This is a genomic window from Clostridium boliviensis (assembly GCF_033342255.1).
Taxonomy (GTDB): Bacteria; Bacillota; Clostridia; order Lachnospirales; family Lachnospiraceae; genus Lacrimispora; species Lacrimispora boliviensis.
On record NZ_JAWONS010000280.1, the window covers coordinates 1 to 16,911 of the forward strand.

The following is a 16,911-nucleotide window of genomic DNA, read 5'->3' on the forward strand; positions in this document are numbered from 1 at the left end:
GCTTTGCATCTTGTAGAAACGCTTGTCTCAACTCAACGCTGACGCAGAAGGAGGGATTTGAACCCTCGCGCCGCTACTAACGGCCTACTCCCTTTCCAGGGGAGCCCCTTCAGCCGCTTGGGTACTTCTGCAATTAGCTGATTTCTATGTTATTAGCGGCTAAAACCTGCCAACGGAGAGGGTGGGATTCGAACCCACGCGCCCTTGCGGACAAACGGTTTTCAAGACCGCCTCGTTATGACCACTTCGATACCTCTCCAAACGCGCTTTTACATTTTAATAGAAGTTTGTACTTTTGTCAAGCACTTTTTTCTATTTTTTCAAATCTCTTGGAGCTTTTTTTCTCTCAATTACCGGCTTCATCAGCGGCAACTTGGATAGTTTATCATTGTTTGTTCCATCTGTCAACATATTTTTACATATTTTTCAAATAATTTCTAACACCCCAATAAATACTCCAAAAGGCGTTGCTTTGCCTGCTCAGCAGTGCTAAAGTTTTCTTTTATTTCGGTTATATAATACAACGCATCCTGCCATACTTTTACTGAATAATCCAATGCCGGAATATCAGAAACAATAAAACGGAACTTCCCCTTGGCTGTGGCTCCCCGCAGATCTGATAAATACATGCAGCCCATTTCTGATGCGATCCGTTCCAACAGCCCCTCCCTGGTGCCTGAATCCGTTTCTTTCCTGGTTTTTCCAGTTTCCATCTATATGTACCTTCTTTCCTGCTTTTCATCTGACAAAACAACTGTTACTATCTAATAGCCATAAGATCCTGATAGCGGATCTCTTAGTCTGATTATACATTACATACTTTATATAAATAATAATATTGTAATGAATGCAACATGTCAAGTGATCGAATGCATTATTTACTACACATATTTCATTTAATGCAATACTATGGAATCAGGAGGAGTTATCCATGTATATAGACTTCAATTTTTCCAAACGCCTCTCAGAGCTAAGAGCTCAAAAAGGTGTATCCGCGCGTGATATGAGTCTTTCTCTCGGACAGAATCCCACATATATTCATAAAATAGAGAATGGACGGGCACTCCCCTCTATGATGGGTTTTTTCTATATATGTGAGTATCTGGATATTGAACCTTCCGAATTCTTTTCCCGTGACATAAACAGTCCAGCCAAAGTCAGAGAACTTATGGATGATGCACAGTATTTGAATCGAGAGCAGCTTGAACACCTTCATCTGATTGTCAGAGATTTGTTAAAACCAGGTGGAAAAAAATAAAAGGAAGCTGCTCCTACAGCATTCCTTTTATCTATTCCCATATATTCTGTTCAGAAATACACCGGCGATCTCTAAATCTTCTGGTGTAGTCACCTTAATATTGGTATAATCGCCCTGTATTAATTTCACCTTTTCTTTCGTCATGGTTTCTACTACCATGGCATCGTCAGTAACCCCTTTTTGAAACTGTTCTGAATCCATGAGTCTGGTATAAGCATAAAAGACCAGATCGTAGCGGAAGGCCTGTGGAGTCTGGATCTGCCAAAGGCTGTTCCTGTCCGGAGTTACTGCCGCATATCCGTTCTCATCCGAAACCTTAATGGTATCCTTTACCGGCATTCCAACAACACACGCCCCATATCTGATTGCTGCAGATTTAGATGCATCAATAATTTCTTTCGTGACGCAGGGTCTTGCACCGTCATGAATCAGCACATAGGCACAGTCCCTTACCGCCTTCAATCCGGCATAAACGGAATGATACCGCTCTTTCCCGCCTTCTGTTACGCAGGACACTTTGCGAAACCCATAGCGGTCTGCAATCTCATTCTGACAATATGAAACCTCACCCGGACCGGTTACCAGAACAATCTCATCCACTGAGCTTTCTTCAAATGCTCTCAGAGTATAATAAAGAAGCGGCTTGCCGCACAGCTCCATATACTGTTTGTGGATCTGGCTTCCCATACGGGTTCCTTTTCCTGCTGCCAGCACAACTGCTGCTGTTCGTTCCATAGTCCGTTACCTTTCCCCCAGTTTCAGATTAGGTACTGCGTTTAAATCCCAGCCGGCCCTCGCTCCATTAATAAATTCATAATAGGCAGCTGTTCCAATCATGGCAGCGTTATCGGTACAATATATAGGAGATGGATAATAAAATGAAATTCCATTTTTTTCACAGGCATTCTTCATCCCTGCACGAAGAGCTGAATTAGAGGCCACTCCTCCTGCGATCGCTACTTTTTTAAATCCGTATTCGTTTGCCGCATCTACCGTATGGGATACCAGAACATCAACCACCGCATTCTGGAACGATGCCAAAAGGTCCGGAATATGGATTTCTTCTCCCATCATATTAGCATGATTAATATGATTTAAAACCGCAGATTTTAATCCGCTGAAGCTGAAATCGTAAATATTGCCATCCACTTTTGCTCTGGGGAACTTAATGGCGTTTGGATTACCCTCTTTTGCTGCTTTATCAACCTTTGGTCCGCCAGGATAACCCAGACCCACAGCTCTTGCCACCTTGTCAAATGCTTCGCCTGCCGCATCATCTCTGGTTCTTCCCAGAATCTCAAATTCTCCGTAATCCCGTACAATCACCAGATGAGTATGACCGCCTGACACAATCAGACACATAAAAGGCGGTTCCAGATCAGGATGCTCAATAAAATTAGCGGATACATGACCTTCTATATGATGAACACCTACCAGAGGCTTGTCTGCTGCATACGCCATTGCCTTCGCTTCTGCTACTCCAACCAAAAGTGCTCCCACCAGTCCTGGTCCGTACGTAACTCCGATTGCATCCATCTCCTCAAGTGTCAGCCCTGATTCCAAGAGAGCAGACTCGATGACCTGATTGATCTTTTCGATGTGCTTTCTTGATGCAATCTCAGGAACCACACCTCCATATAAGGTATGAAGATCGATCTGGGAGGAGATTACATTGGATAATATCTCTCTTCCGTTCTTCACCACTGCCGCTGCTGTCTCATCACAGGAGCTCTCAATTGCAAGTATATAAACATCTTCTTCTGTATGATTCTTCTTCATAGCCATGCCCTCATTCCTCATCAAACTCCAGTTCCAGTGTCCAGGCATCTCTTGCAGCCTTTGCCCTGGGGAAAATCTCACGGACTTTATCCATAAACTCCTCCGGTCTGGTTAAAGAGGGACTGTAGTGAGTCAGCCACATCTGCCTTGGCTGAGCTTCCTTCGCCAGTCTGGCAGCCTCATAAAATGTCATATGACGGTACTCTCTTGCTTTTGCCTCTTTCCCATCTTCTCCATACATGCCTTCGCATATGAAAAGATCGGCATCCTTTGCATATTCCGCAATAACGGGTACGGGTCTGGTATCTGTACAGTAGGTTACCCTAAGCCCACGCCTGTCCGGTCCTAAAACCATATCAGGTGTCAGGATCTCACCATCATTGTCAATGGTTTCTCCTTTCTGAAGACGGCTCCAGAATTTTTGCGGAATACCGGCTTCTTTGGCCCGTTCCACATCAAACCTTCCTGTCCTTGGAATGGAAATGGAATAACCATAGCAGACAACGTTATGATTGACGCGGTATGCATCAATTACGTAAGGCGCCATGGTTATCTTCTCCCTGTTTTCAGAGAGTTCAATAAATTTAAGTTCAAACGGAAGCTCCGGCGCAATGGTACGTAGTGCACCCACCACCCGCTCAAGCCCTTTAGGACCTATCAGCGTTAACGGTTCTGTCCGTTCTGCATTCCCCATTGTCAAAAGAAGTCCGGGAAGACCGCTGATGTGATCCGCATGATAATGGGTAAAACAGATGATATCGATGGGTTTTGGGCTCCAGCCCTTTTCTTTTAATGCAATCTGGGTTCCTTCCCCGCAGTCAATCAGTAGACTGCTGCCATCACACCGTGCCATCATAGACGTCAGCCAACGGTATGGCAGAGGCATCATGCCCCCGGTTCCCAGCAAACATATATCCAACATAGAATTTCCTCGCTTTTGTCTCATTCAGTGGGCAGTACAAAAAACTGCCACATAAAATCATAACACAAAGCAGAGGGAATTAGCAACTATAAATATTCCAGCTGTTCTTCTACCTCCACCGGTATCTTAAACTCAGATATCAATACATCATAGCAGTTTTCACATAAATCAAAATGATGGATCTCCCCATCTTTCTCTGAAAAGAAGTCCCACGCGTGGTTAATGTTTAAAACCCCTTCCCTGGCAATCCCTTCTGACACAATAATTTTTTTGCCGCAGCAGTTGCAAACAACTGTTTCTAGCTGACCGCCGTTTTTGTACTTTCTCATCTTAGTCTCACCTTTCCTTTTACCGCCCATGCTTTTCTTTCCAGACATACCGGGATGCCTGCAAGGCGTTCCTTTTTCGCATTTTCCAGCTTTATCCCTTAATTTCTCTCCCCGCACACTGGGATAGAAAAAAGGGCATCCTTACTGGATACCCCTACATTATAAACGGTGTTATGCCTTATTTTTAGTGGTAAATGTTTCAAATATTGCGGCAAACCATTAAGACTGCATCTTCACATGGATTAAGGTAATAGTTTTTTCGGATCCCTTCTTCCGTGAATCCGTAGGATCTATAAAGGTTTCTCGCCCGCTCATTGCTTTCCCGGACCTCTAAAAATATAGATTTTACATCTTTTTGTCTGGAATAAAAAACCAACTGGTCCATAAGTTTCTTAGAAAGGCCCCTCCCCCTGTATTCAGGACGGACCGCGATCCGAAGCAATTCACATTCGTCTGCCACAATCCGGAACACACAGTATCCTGCTGCCCCTTCTTCTGCCAGCACCAGCCAGGTATCCAGACCGCTCTTCATGCTGTTTTCAATCATCCGCTCAGACCATGGATCCTTAAAACACAGCTGCTCGATTTTAAGAATACCGGGAATCTCTTCCCAAGTCAGTTCATGAACCATCTTATTCTCCTTTTAATGCCTCTTCCCTCTCCCGTTCTGCCTGCGGCTTTCGCAGATAATCGGGAGCATGCTCCGCTGCAGTAACAGTTTTCCCCTGAGAAAACAGGCGGGCTCCATAGGACGCCACTGCCCCTGCCCGCTGTCTGTTAAGATGGGCAGGGGCAAATTCAAACGGAACCTTCATGAATTCTTCTATACTTTCTTTACAGGCCGGTATTCCATCCCCAGAGAAAATCACACTCTGTCCCATAGAATTCAGCTCATCAATCAATTCCCTTATGTCCATAGCACAGGATTCCTTTATCACAGAAAAGCCCTTGCGATTATCATAAATACCGGTATAAACCTGGTTCCTTCTGGCATCCATAATCGGACAGATGGTGGATGCACTGCCATAAAACTGATAAGCCATGGCATCGATGGTAGGAACCGAGATCAACGGTTTTTTCAGTGCCAGACCCAGGCCCTTTCCAGTAGCAGAACCGATCCTGAGACCGGTAAATGACCCAGGTCCTGCAGAAACTGCTATGGCATCTATATCTTCTAAGCTGATACCTGTCATGGTGACAATCTCGTCTAACATGGGCAGCAGAGTCTGGGAATGAGTCTTTTTAAAATTAACCGTATATTCTGCAGTCAGTATATCATCCGTCAGAAGGGCAACAGATGCAACAAGAGACGAACTTTCAATTCCTAACAGGTTCATTTACATTCCCTCCACGGTGATTTTTCTGTAGTCAAATCCTTTTTCCAAATCTTTTTCTATTGTTACTGTAATAACTTGTTCCGGAAGAATCTCCCGAATCAGTCCGGACCATTCAATCAGCGTTACGCCTTCACCATAAAAACAATCTTCATAACCGATTTCATCCATTTCGCTGACATCACCGATCCGGTATACATCAAAATGATAAAACGGCATACGCCCGTCGTCATATTGCTTCACGATTGTAAATGTTGGACTATCCACGGGCTCTTTAATTCCAAGACCTGCGGCAAACCCCTGAGTAAAAACGGTTTTGCCTACCCCAAGATCTCCATTTAAGCAAAAGATGGAGGAAGGATACGCATCTTCTCCCAGTTTTTTTCCAAATTTAAAGGTTTCTTCAGGTTTCCAGCTTTCTATTACCATCACTTATATCCTCTTTCGCCTCTCCGGAGGCAGATTCTCTTTTATGAATGCCATTAGTTCTGATGTTTTTTCACCTGTTACAGAATCCGGAATCAGATAGGCATGAATCCGGTCCATATAGATAATCAGCATAGTTCCAATTCTTTTAACTAAAACCACATCTTCCCACAACAATTCAAGCTTCTCCTGCCCCTGGGTTACCACAATCCCTTCCGCTGAGATGGAAAGAGTCATGCCATCATGAATTACAGACCGTTTTGCCTGTCTGGCTGCCTTCATATAAAGAATAAACGGCTGCCACACAGTAAACATCAGTACACAGACGAATAAAAGAAGGCGGTATGGAAGTGTTGCCGTCCTCCAGGTTGTTGCCAGCGCATACAGCGCTGCGGCACTGAAAAGGATGCTGAAAATCCCCTGAAATCCCCTGTATGAATGATACATGGAGAATTTCCAGAGATCTTTTGCATTAAGTTTTATATCTAACACAAGCGGATTATTTTGTTCCACGTTTTCCTCCTTTTGTACAGCGGCAAGCTGTATCTCCTAGAACTTCATGGTAAGAGCAATTCTCTTTTTAGGAATATCTACGCTTATCACTTTAACTTCCACGACATCTCCCACACTGACCGCTTCTAAAGGGTGTTTAATAAATTTATCAGATATCTGGGAAATATGAACCAATCCGTCCTGATGAACGCCAATATCCACAAAAGCGCCGAAGTCAATGACATTTCTTACGGTTCCCTTTAATACCATTCCTGGCTGTAAATCCTTCATCTCCATAACATCAGTGCGCAGGATTGGTTTTGGCATCTCATCACGGGGATCCCTGGCCGGCTTCTCCAGCTCTTTTACAATGTCACGAAGGGTAATCTCACCAATCTCCAGTTCCTCAGCCAGCTCTTTATAGTTATGAATCTTCTTACTGATTCCGTTTAACCCGCCATTCATCAGCTCTTTGGCCTCATATCCCAGTTTCCTCAGCAGCTTTTTCGCAGCATCATAGGATTCCGGATGAACGCTGGTAACATCAAGAGGATTCTTTCCTCCCTGAATTCTCATAAAACCTGCACATTGCTCAAATGCTTTCGGTCCCAGCTTTGCAACCTTAAGCAGCTGGCTCCTGCTTTCAAATGCTCCGTTCTCCTCCCGGTAAACCACGATATTCCTGGCAATGGGCTTTGAAATACCGGATATATATTCCAGTAAAGAGGCAGATGCTGTGTTTAAATCTACGCCTACTTTATTGACACAGTCTTCCACGACTCCCTGTAACGCTTCACTTAAATGCTTCTGATTCATGTCATGCTGATACTGACCCACACCAATGGATTGGGGATCAATTTTTACCAGTTCTGCAAGAGGATCCTGCAGTCTTCTGGCAATAGAGGCAGCACTTCTCTGTCCTACGTCAAAATTGGGGAATTCTTCTGTTGCCAGTTTACTGGCGGAATAAACAGAAGCTCCGGCTTCGTTGACTATAATATACTGAACCTGCTCCGGAATCTCTTTTAGCAGTTCCACAATAATAGTCTCTGACTCTCTGGAAGCAGTTCCATTCCCAACGGAAATCAGGGATATTCCATACTTTTTAATCAGTTTCTTTAAAACAGTCTTCGCTTCTTCCACTTTATTCTGAGGCGCAGTGGGATAAATGACAACGGTATCCAGCACTTTTCCAGTCTCATCAACCACCGCCAGCTTACAGCCGGTACGAAAGGCCGGGTCCCAGCCAAGAACTACTTTTCCCACAATCGGAGGCTGCATAAGCAGCTGCTCTAAATTTTTACCAAATACACGAATCGCTCCATTTTCCGCTGTTTCCGTTAAATCATTTCTGATTTCCCGCTCAATTGCAGGTGCGATCAGACGGTCATAACTGTCTTTTATGACTTCCCTTAACACAGGAGCAGTCACAGGATTGTCCCGGGTAATTACCTGTTTTTCCAGATAACGAAGAATCACGTCCTCCGGTGCCAGGACTTTCACAGTCAGAACCTTTTCCTTTTCTCCTCTGTTAATAGCAAGAATCCGATGTCCTGCGGTCTTTTTTAAAGCTTCTTCATAATGATAGTACATTTCATAAACAGATTCCGTTTCCTCATCCTTTGCGGCTGAGATAAGAGTTCCCTGGTTCATGGTTGTATTGCGGATGTAAGTACGGTACTCTGCCTGATCTGAAATCCGTTCCGCCAGAATATCCATAGCTCCACTCACTGCTTCTTCGGCAGAGGCAGCTCCCTTTTCTTCTGATATATAATCCGATGCAGCTTCCAGAAGCGGTGTCTTTATCATCTGAAGTAAAATCAGATCTGCTAACGGCTCCAGCCCCTTTTCTTTGGCAATCGTAGCCCTTGTCCTTCTTTTCTGCTTGTAAGGGCGGTATAAATCTTCCACTGCAACCAGGGTCAGGGCATTTAAAATCTTTTTTTCCAATTCTGGTGTCAGCTTCTCCTGTTCCCGGATGGATGACAGTACCTGCTCTTTCCGCTCCTCTAAATTTCTTAAATAGCGAAGCCTTTCGTCTAAGTTACGCAGAACTTCATCATTCAAAGAACCAGTAACTTCTTTCCGGTATCTTGCGATAAAAGGTATGGTGTTCCCCTCATCAATGAGTCTGATCGTCTCTTCTACCTGGTTCCTGGAAATGGAAAGTTCTTCCTGCAAAATCTTTATGATATCCATGCTGTACCTCTTATTTTTCATAGTTGGTTCAATTCAACTATTATAATTCATCATTCTGAGTAATGCAATACCCGTCTGGACACAGCGGTTATTTCGTGCTACAATCATACAATACAGTTTATATCAGGAAAATCCTGGATGTTCTTATGTACTATACAAAAACGAGGTAAACATTAATGGGAGAAAATTATAACAGCAACAATGGCATGCTTCCGCAAACTCCGAATACCGGATCGTTTTTTGCATTCTGGTCTGTCCTTTTCGGCGGTCTGGGACTGCTTACAGACTGTCTTCCCTTATTCAGTATCTGGAACCTGCCTGCAGGTCTTATTTTTGGTTTGACCGGCATTGCTCTTGCCGTATTATCTAAGAAAGGAAAGCCCTTCAGCCATCAGGCACAGCTTGGCCTGATCCTTTCCATCATTTCTGCTGTCTGCGGTCTTTTACTGGCATTATTTATCATATTTGTCTATGATGTCATGGATACCAACACTCCTTTGGGGCTGTATTTCAGACAGGTCTTTGAAGCAACCACTCAGGCACTGATGCCCTCCTCCGCAAAATAATCTTAATTTAACGGAGGAAGCAGATCAATTCCTCTAACCACAAGCATATAATTCTTAAAAATCCAGTTTATGATCACAATTGCAGCACCTATAAGAACAAGTATCCGTTCCCTTTTTCCATGGTTAAACGGATGCTTTCTTTTTTTTGACACCAGCCGAATGGTTATCTCTGCTATAAAAGCTAAAACAGTATAAAGGACCAGCGGATGATACTCAACACTCATCCGCAGGTCCCCCTGTAACAATGTCCGGACTGCCCTCGTTCCCCCGCACCCTGGACAATAAAGCCCGGTAAGGGAATGAAAGATACAGACGGATCCTAATTTCCATATTTTTTCTAACCAGATCATTCGTTCTTCCTTCCTTTAATCTGCAAGATCAAAGGCATCATGAACCGTTCTCATGGCGCGGTTTACGTCTTCTTCGTGAAGCAGAACCGTGATCCTGATTTCAGAGGTTGCGATCATCTTGATATTGATGCCCGCATTGTAAAGCGCTTCAAACATCTTTGCAGCAACTCCAGGATTACTTGTCATACCGGCACCAATGATGGAGACCTTCGCCACATCTTCCTCACTGGTTACACTCTGTGCTGTGATCCCTTCCTTATGCTCATTTAAAAGCTCCATGGTTTCTTTTAAATCAGGCTTTGCCACCGTAAAGGAGATATCTTTTCTCTCTTCCCTGCCAATGGACTGGATGATGATATCAACATTAATGTTGTGTTTTGCCAGAAGATTAAAGATTTTAAATGCGATTCCAGGCTCATTCTTTACCCCTATCACTGAAATACGGGCTACATTTTTATCTGCGGCAACCCCGCTCACCAGCATTCTTTCCAATTTCGTTTCCTCCTTGACGATGGTACCTTCTTCTCTGTTCAGACTGGACCGTACGACCAGCTGCACTCCATATCGTTTTGCCATCTCCACCGAACGGTTGTGAAGTACCTTCGCTCCCAGAGATGCAAATTCCAGCATTTCGTCGTAGGAAACCTCCAGAAGTTTTCTGGCATCTGGTACAATACGGGGATCTGCAGTATATACCCCATCCACATCGGTGTATATTTCGCATGCGTCTGCATGGAGCGCAGCAGCAAGTGCCACAGCAGTCGTATCCGATCCTCCCCGTCCGAGAGTCGTCAAATCGTCATATTTATTAATGCCCTGAAAACCAGTGATAATAACGATTTTCTTCGCTTCCAGTTCATGCTGGATCCGTTCCGTATCTATTTTTTTTAATTTGGCCATCCCATAGGCTGATGAGGTATGCATGGCAACCTGTGCCGCGTTTAACGATACAGATGGTACACCCAGAACATTCATGGCCATGGACATCAGTGCCACACTGATCTGTTCACCTGTTGCAAGCAGCATATCCATCTCTCTCTTGGGAGGGTTGGGATTAATCTCATGAGCTTTGGCAATCAGACCGTCGGTCGTCTTTCCCATTGCCGATAAAACCACTACCACCTGATTGCCTTTTTCATATTCCTCGATGCAGCGTTTTGCTACATTAAATATTCTTTCTTTGTCTGCGACGGAGCTACCGCCAAATTTTTTAACAACTAACATTGATGCCTCCTGGCGAAATTAAATTTCTGCGCGGATGCGCTGTCTGATCCCGGACAGTTTTTTCGCTCTTAACCTGTATTCTTCTTCCGTCATAACATCTGTCATAACTGCGAATTCGTCCATATGATCCAGTTCTGTGACTTCTACCTTTCCAAAGGCATCTTCTATCTCACTGAGCCGTTTGGCCGCAATCCCCTTAATCCGTACGAAATGACGAAATGAGACGCTGTCCATGGAAGAGAGATTCAAACTGTTTCCATCCCAGCCCATCTTCACATGATGGTCCGGGTTTTTAAGGGCTTCAATAATATCTGCTACTACGGCACTTGCTGTGGGGAGCTTCCCAGCTCCGCTTCCATAAAACATGGAAGTGCCCAGCATATTTCCCTTTACAAGAATGCCGTTATAAACATCGTTTACTAAATACAGCGGATTGTCCTTCCCGATCATAACCGGAGCTACAAAGGCATGAACTGTATTCCCATTGATTCTGCTGGATCCAAACAGTTTAACAGAAGTTCCAAGAGCTTCGGCATAACGGAAATCCACATCCGTTATATTTGTTATCCCTTCTGTATAAATATGCTCATAATTCACTTCGTGTCCCGTGGCAAGGGCAGTTAATATGGCAATTTTTCTGCAGGTATCATGTCCTTCCACATCTGCTTCCGGATTTCGCTCCGCATATCCCAGTTCCTGAGCTTTGCGAAGTGCCTCTTCAAAGGTCTCACCGGCTTTGTCCATTTTAGTCAGTATGTAGTTGGTAGTACCGTTTAAAATACCTGTTATTTCTTCGATTTGTTCACCGGCAAGAGATGTATACAAAGGACGGATAATAGGAATACCGCCTCCCACGCTTGCCTCAAACAGAAAATTAACCTTATTTTCTTCTGCTGTTTTTAACAGCTCTGTTCCATACGCAGCCACCAGAGCCTTGTTGGAGGTAGCCACATGCTTGCCTGCCTTAAGGCTGGCTTTTACAAAGGGATACGCCGGATTTAATCCTCCCATGGTCTCAATTACCATGGAAATTTCCGGATCTTTCTCTATAACGGAAAAATCATGAACAATCTTATTTTCAATGGGTGTACCGGGGAATTCTCTTAAATCCAGAATGTACTTCACATTCACCGGTTCACCGACTTGTCTGGCAATGATATCTTTATTCTTTTCCAGAATCTCAACAACACCTGACCCGATAGTACCATAGCCCATAACTGCAACATTCATCATATTCTCACTCCCTGGCTAAAATTTTTACGTAGTGGACCCCATCCTTTTCTTCCATATCCTCAACCATCTTCGAAACATTCCCTGTTGTTTCAAGAACCTCAACACTTATTGTGAGGGTAGCAACGCCGTTGACCGGAATACTTTGATGAATGGTTAATATATTCGCGCGGTACACAGCTACCACATGAAGTAAATCGGATAGAAGACCCGGTTCATCATCCACCTGCATGACCAGCGTAATGGTCTTACCTTTGGCATTGTCATAAAACGGAAAAATATCATCTTTGTACTTGTAAAAGGAGCTGCGGCTGATTCCAACCCGGTCTGTAGCCTCCTGTACGGTGATAACCCGTTCCGATTCCAGTAATTTTTTTGCCTCAACTACCTTCAGCAATACTTCAGGTACAGCCTTCTGCTTAACCACAAAATATTTACTTTTATCTTCCATAAAAAAATATCTCCCCTTCTGTGTCCGCATCGGAAATACATCTGTGCTCATAGGGAAGATATTATCATATTTACAATTGGTATGCAACTATTTTTATATTTATTTTCTTCGGTATTGAAAAAAATGCATGAAAAAACTAGGTATCTGCGGAAACTTCATCAGCTTTTGCTCCAGTACTTATCCAGCGGAGATATGCATACATAAACTGGTCCAATGCTCCATCAAGAACACTGTTTACATTGCCGGTCTCTGAATTGGTCCTGTGATCTTTCACCATCGTATATGGCTGAAGCACATAAGAACGAATCTGGTTTCCCCAACCGATTTCCGTTACATCTCCACGGATTCCGGAAAGTTTTTCCGCATTCTCCTGCTGCTTTAACATATAAAGCTTTGCTTTCAGCATCTGCATCGCCTTGTCCTTGTTTTGGAACTGAGACCGCTCATTCTGACACTGCACCACAATTCCAGTCGGAAGATGAGTGATCCGGATGGCAGAGGAGGTCTTGTTGATATGCTGTCCGCCTGCTCCACTGGAACGGTAGGTATCAATTCTTAAATCTTCTTCATTGATATCCACATCAAGATCTTCTTCAATATCTGGCATGACATCGCAGGACACAAAGGATGTCTGACGTTTGCCTGCCGCATTAAACGGGGAAATCCGTACCAGTCGGTGTACCCCTTTTTCTGATTTTAAATAACCGTAAGCATTGATGCCATTAATCTGAACAGTTACGGATTTGATACCTGCTTCATCTCCGTCAAGATAATCAAGCACTTCTGTCTGAAAACCCCTTTTCTCCGCCCAGCGGCAGAACATACGGTAAAGCATGCTGCACCAGTCACAGGATTCAGTTCCACCGGCACCGGCATTCAGTTTTAGAATGGCGTTATGGCTGTCATACTCACCGGAAAGCAGGGTATTAATCCTCATCTCTTCCAGTTTTTCTTTCAGCTCAGCCAGCATCTGGGCCACTTCCGGAATCAGGGAAGCATCGTTTTCCTCGTTTCCCATCTGGATCATGACTCCAATGTCTTCATATTGCTGCTCTAAGTCTCTGTAGCTTTGTACAGTATCCTTTAAATTCTTAGCAAGCTGGACGATCTTTCCTGACTTTTCCGGATCTTCCCAGAAACCAGGTTCCTCCATGGACTTGTCCAACTCATCGATTCGCTTTAACTTGTTATCTAAGTCAAAGTGAATCCCTCACTTCCACTAATGGTTTTTGATACGTAGATAATTCGTATTTGTACTGATCTAATTCTACCACTGTGTCACCCACTTTCTGTTTTTTAATTTATCAATATAAAATTGGGGTCCGGCCCCTAAAAGGGAACGGACTCCAATCTCATAAAAATACTATACTAATTTACGTCCGCAGCACTGCTTATACTTTTTGCCGGAACCGCATGGACACGGATCATTGGGATAGACCTTATTATCAGCCTTTTTCACCGGAGTCTTCACTGAACTGTCATCCTTATTGGTTCCTGTCACCTTGGCAGCGGGTTCCCGCTCCACCTTCTGCTCAACTCTGATATGGAAGAGGATCCGGACGGTATCTTCCCTGATCGCTGCTGTCATCTCATCAAACATCTGATAGCCGCTCATCTTGTATTCCACAAGGGGATCTCTCTGACCATAGGCCTGAAGTCCAATACCCTGGCGCAGCTGATCCATATCATCAATATGGGACATCCATTTATTATCAATAACTTTTAAAAGAATAACACGCTCTATCTCACGGATCTGCTCTCCCTCAGGGAACTCCGCTTCCTTTGTTTCATAAAGCTTAATCGCTTCTTCCTTGAGCATATGCTTTAGTTCATTCTTTTTCATCTTACCGTCTTCAGGAAGAGTGATCGGCGAAAGAGGGATCACAGGAAGGAGAAGGGTATTCAATTCATTTAAATCCCATTCTTCCGGTGACTGTTCGTCGCTGACGGATAAATCCACCGCATTCTCCACAATGTCAGTGACCATCTTTAAGACAACGTCACGCATATTGTCTCCATCAAGAACCTTTTTTCTCTCATCATAGATCACTTCACGCTGTTCGTTCATGACCTCATCGTATTTTAACAGGTTCTCACGGATTCCGTAGTTGTTGGTCTCTATCTTCATCTGTGCCTTTTCAATAGCATTGGACAGCATCTTATGTTCAATCTGCTCTCCTTCCGGCACACCTAAGGCATTAAACATACCCACAAGGCGTTCGGAACCAAAGAGACGCATTAAATCATCTTCCAGAGAAATGTAGAATCTGGATTCACCCGGATCTCCCTGACGTCCGGAACGACCGCGCAGCTGATTATCAATACGGCGTGATTCATGGCGCTCTGTACCGATAATTTTAAGACCACCTGCAGCTTTGGATTCGTCGTCCAGCTTAATATCAGTACCACGGCCTGCCATGTTGGTAGCAATGGTAACCGCTTTATGCACACCTGCGTCAGCAACAATTTCCGCTTCCAGCTCATGATATTTTGCATTTAAGACTTTGTGAGGAATCCCTCTGCGCTTTAACATTGAGCTTAACATCTCGGATGTTTCAATGGTTATGGTACCAACCAGAACTGGCTGGCCCTTTTCATAGGCAACTGCCACTTCGTCGCATACTGCTTCAAATTTTTCTTTCTTAGTTTTATAAACTGCATCTTCCTGGTCGATACGAGCAATGGGACGGTTGGTTGGAATTGAAATCGCATCCATTCCATAGGTATTTCTGAATTCCTTCTCTTCTGTAAGAGCCGTACCGGTCATACCTGCTTTTTTGTTGTATTTATTAAAGAAGTTCTGGAATGTAATGGTCGCAAGAGTCTTGCTCTCTCTGCGGACATTCACATGCTCCTTCGCCTCAATTGCCTGATGAAGACCGTCAGAATACCGTCTTCCCGGCATAATACGTCCTGTAAATTCATCTACAATCAGGACCTCATCATCCTTAACCACATAATCTTTATCCCGGAACATCAGATAGTTTGCCCGGAGAGCCAGGATTATATTATGCTGGATCTCTAAGTTTTCCGGATCTGACAGGTTCTCAATATGGAAGAACTGCTCAACTTTTTCCACACCCTGTTCTGTTAAGTTAACAACCTTGTCCTTCTCATCCACAATGAAATCACCGGTCTCTATGATTTCTTCGCCCATGATGGCGGCCATCTTAGAGAATTCTCCGGAAGCCTCGCCCTTTTCTAACTGGCGTGCAAGAATATCGCAGACTTCATAAAGCTTCGTGGATTTTCCGCTCTGTCCGGAAATAATCAGAGGCGTTCTTGCCTCATCAATTAAGACAGAGTCGACCTCATCAATAATACAGAAATCTAAATTTCTTAATACCATCTGTTCTTTATAGATGGCCATGTTATCCCTTAAATAATCAAAACCAAGCTCATTGTTGGTTACATAGGTAATATCACAGTTATATGCGTCACGTCTTTCATCGGAGCTCATGTTATTCAGTACAACACCGACAGTCATGCCCAGGAATTCATGAATTCTTCCCATCCATTCCGCATCACGCTTTGCCAGGTAGTCGTTTACAGTAACAATCTGCACACCGTTGCCAGCCAGTGCATTCAAATAAGCCGGACATGTGGAAACGAGAGTCTTTCCTTCACCCGTTCTCATCTCCGCAATACGTCCCTGGTGAAGAACCAGACCACCGATTAACTGCACACGGAAATGTTCCATATTAAGAACTCGCCTTCCGGCTTCTCTTACAGTTGCGAATGCTTCCGGCAAGATGTCGTCAAGAGTTTCTCCTGCTGCCAGTCTTTCCTTAAAAAGCTTCGTGTTATTCTTCAATTCCTCATCCGTAAGTGCAACCATGGTCGGGCGCAGAGATTCTATTTTATCCACAATGGGATTAACAATTTTCAATTCTCTTTCACTATGAGTTCCAAATATTTTTTGAACCAAGTTCATGATTTATTCTCCTACTCTATCTTTCAATATACACCGTACAATCCTGTATATTGTAGCACTAACCCGTATTTAATTCAACGAATTCATAAAAAATTAACATTCTGGTAACAATCAGACTTATTATTGCCAGGTACTGCCAATTTCATCAGCAACCTCCAGCAAATCATGAGAAAATTATGGTTAACCTGACACATTGCACAAAAAATTTGTTCGATTCCCGACTTTTCCACATTATCCACATCCGATTGTGTATTTTTCCCCCATTTTTATCCCCACCACCAACCCTCACAATTGCGAAATAAATCAGTTATACACCGAGTTATCCACATTATCCACATTTTTTCTCCACATTTACCCAGCATTCCCATGACAATGACAAAACCATTCATTTTTGTATATTTGTCATAAAATTTACTT

The 16,911-nt window shown here is 43.7% G+C and carries 18 protein-coding genes and 2 tRNA genes; 2 read left to right on the plus strand and 18 right to left on the minus strand.

Features of this window, described 5'->3' with window-relative positions:
* Positions 1–42: 42 nt before the first annotated feature.
* The 3 genes from RZO55_RS18680 to RZO55_RS18690 form a co-directional block, all read right to left on the minus strand.
* Positions 43–131 (minus strand) — tRNA-Ser (locus RZO55_RS18680).
* A 42-nt stretch (positions 132–173) separates the two neighbouring features.
* Positions 174–259: transfer RNA gene (locus RZO55_RS18685), tRNA-Ser, on the minus strand.
* A gap of 178 nt (positions 260–437) precedes the next feature.
* The gene (locus RZO55_RS18690) at positions 438–713 is read right to left on the minus strand and encodes a hypothetical protein (protein ID WP_318065775.1); all 276 of its coding nucleotides are present in this window, start codon (positions 711–713) and stop codon (positions 438–440) included.
* A 218-nt stretch (positions 714–931) separates the two neighbouring features.
* Between RZO55_RS18690 and RZO55_RS18695 the strand changes: the two genes are divergently transcribed.
* The gene (locus RZO55_RS18695) at positions 932–1,258 is read left to right on the plus strand and encodes a helix-turn-helix domain-containing protein (RefSeq protein ID WP_318065776.1); all 327 of its coding nucleotides are present in this window, start codon (positions 932–934) and stop codon (positions 1,256–1,258) included.
* Between the two features lie 27 nt (positions 1,259–1,285).
* Here the strand turns inward: RZO55_RS18695 and ispD are convergent, their stop codons facing one another.
* The 9 genes from ispD to RZO55_RS18740 all read right to left on the minus strand — a co-directional run bounded on the left by ispD (position 1,286) and on the right by RZO55_RS18740 (position 8,739).
* The gene (gene ispD / locus RZO55_RS18700; RefSeq protein ID WP_318065777.1) at positions 1,286–1,993 is read right to left on the minus strand and encodes a 2-C-methyl-D-erythritol 4-phosphate cytidylyltransferase; all 708 of its coding nucleotides are present in this window, start codon (positions 1,991–1,993) and stop codon (positions 1,286–1,288) included.
* A 6-nt stretch (positions 1,994–1,999) separates the two neighbouring features.
* On the minus strand, positions 2,000–3,037 hold the full coding sequence (gene tsaD, locus RZO55_RS18705) for a tRNA (adenosine(37)-N6)-threonylcarbamoyltransferase complex transferase subunit TsaD (protein WP_318065982.1): 1,038 nt from the start codon (positions 3,035–3,037) through the stop codon (positions 2,000–2,002).
* 10 nt (positions 3,038–3,047) lie between these two features.
* Positions 3,048–3,959: a ribonuclease Z gene (locus tag RZO55_RS18710; RefSeq protein ID WP_318065778.1), complete on the minus strand. Its 912-nt coding sequence runs from the start codon at positions 3,957–3,959 to the stop codon at positions 3,048–3,050.
* An 86-nt stretch (positions 3,960–4,045) separates the two neighbouring features.
* Positions 4,046–4,288 (minus strand): hypothetical protein, encoded by a 243-nt coding sequence (locus RZO55_RS18715; protein ID WP_318065779.1) that lies wholly within the window; start codon positions 4,286–4,288, stop codon positions 4,046–4,048.
* Between the two features lie 199 nt (positions 4,289–4,487).
* Positions 4,488–4,919 carry a ribosomal protein S18-alanine N-acetyltransferase gene (gene rimI / locus RZO55_RS18720; RefSeq protein WP_318065780.1) on the minus strand — a complete coding sequence of 144 codons (432 nt, stop codon included), beginning with the start codon at positions 4,917–4,919 and terminating at the stop codon, positions 4,488–4,490.
* A 1-nt stretch (position 4,920) separates the two neighbouring features.
* Positions 4,921–5,625 (minus strand): tRNA (adenosine(37)-N6)-threonylcarbamoyltransferase complex dimerization subunit type 1 TsaB, encoded by a 705-nt coding sequence (tsaB, locus tag RZO55_RS18725; protein WP_318065781.1) that lies wholly within the window; start codon positions 5,623–5,625, stop codon positions 4,921–4,923.
* On the minus strand, positions 5,626–6,051 hold the full coding sequence (gene tsaE, locus RZO55_RS18730) for a tRNA (adenosine(37)-N6)-threonylcarbamoyltransferase complex ATPase subunit type 1 TsaE (RefSeq protein WP_318065983.1): 426 nt from the start codon (positions 6,049–6,051) through the stop codon (positions 5,626–5,628).
* A 3-nt stretch (positions 6,052–6,054) separates the two neighbouring features.
* Complete coding sequence (locus RZO55_RS18735) at positions 6,055–6,561, minus strand: YcxB family protein (protein ID WP_318065782.1); 507 nt, start codon at positions 6,559–6,561, stop codon at positions 6,055–6,057.
* 36 nt (positions 6,562–6,597) lie between these two features.
* Positions 6,598–8,739 carry a Tex family protein gene (locus RZO55_RS18740; protein ID WP_318065783.1) on the minus strand — a complete coding sequence of 714 codons (2,142 nt, stop codon included), beginning with the start codon at positions 8,737–8,739 and terminating at the stop codon, positions 6,598–6,600.
* Between the two features lie 176 nt (positions 8,740–8,915).
* Here RZO55_RS18740 and RZO55_RS18745 point away from each other — a divergent pair, with 176 nt between their 5' ends.
* Positions 8,916–9,305 carry a sodium:solute symporter gene (locus RZO55_RS18745; RefSeq protein ID WP_318065784.1) on the plus strand — a complete coding sequence of 130 codons (390 nt, stop codon included), beginning with the start codon at positions 8,916–8,918 and terminating at the stop codon, positions 9,303–9,305.
* 2 nt (positions 9,306–9,307) lie between these two features.
* Here the strand turns inward: RZO55_RS18745 and RZO55_RS18750 are convergent, their stop codons facing one another.
* The 6 genes from RZO55_RS18750 to secA form a co-directional block, all read right to left on the minus strand.
* Positions 9,308–9,655 carry a DUF2752 domain-containing protein gene (locus RZO55_RS18750; RefSeq protein ID WP_318065785.1) on the minus strand — a complete coding sequence of 116 codons (348 nt, stop codon included), beginning with the start codon at positions 9,653–9,655 and terminating at the stop codon, positions 9,308–9,310.
* Between the two features lie 15 nt (positions 9,656–9,670).
* Complete coding sequence (locus tag RZO55_RS18755; protein WP_318065786.1) at positions 9,671–10,879, minus strand: aspartate kinase; 1,209 nt, start codon at positions 10,877–10,879, stop codon at positions 9,671–9,673.
* Between the two features lie 18 nt (positions 10,880–10,897).
* Complete coding sequence (locus tag RZO55_RS18760; RefSeq protein ID WP_318065787.1) at positions 10,898–12,112, minus strand: homoserine dehydrogenase; 1,215 nt, start codon at positions 12,110–12,112, stop codon at positions 10,898–10,900.
* 4 nt (positions 12,113–12,116) lie between these two features.
* Entirely contained in the window at positions 12,117–12,560 is a 444-nt protein-coding gene (locus tag RZO55_RS18765; RefSeq protein ID WP_318065788.1) for an ACT domain-containing protein, read from the minus strand.
* Positions 12,561–12,696: 136 nt separating this feature from the next.
* A protein-coding gene (gene prfB, locus RZO55_RS18770; RefSeq protein WP_318065789.1) for a peptide chain release factor 2 occupies positions 12,697–13,834 on the minus strand; the annotation gives its coding sequence in 2 pieces (ribosomal slippage) (positions 12,697–13,758 and positions 13,760–13,834; 1,137 coding nt in all).
* 89 nt (positions 13,835–13,923) lie between these two features.
* Positions 13,924–16,494: a preprotein translocase subunit SecA gene (gene secA / locus RZO55_RS18775; RefSeq protein WP_318065790.1), complete on the minus strand. Its 2,571-nt coding sequence runs from the start codon at positions 16,492–16,494 to the stop codon at positions 13,924–13,926.
* Between the last annotated feature and the right edge of the window lie 417 nt (positions 16,495–16,911).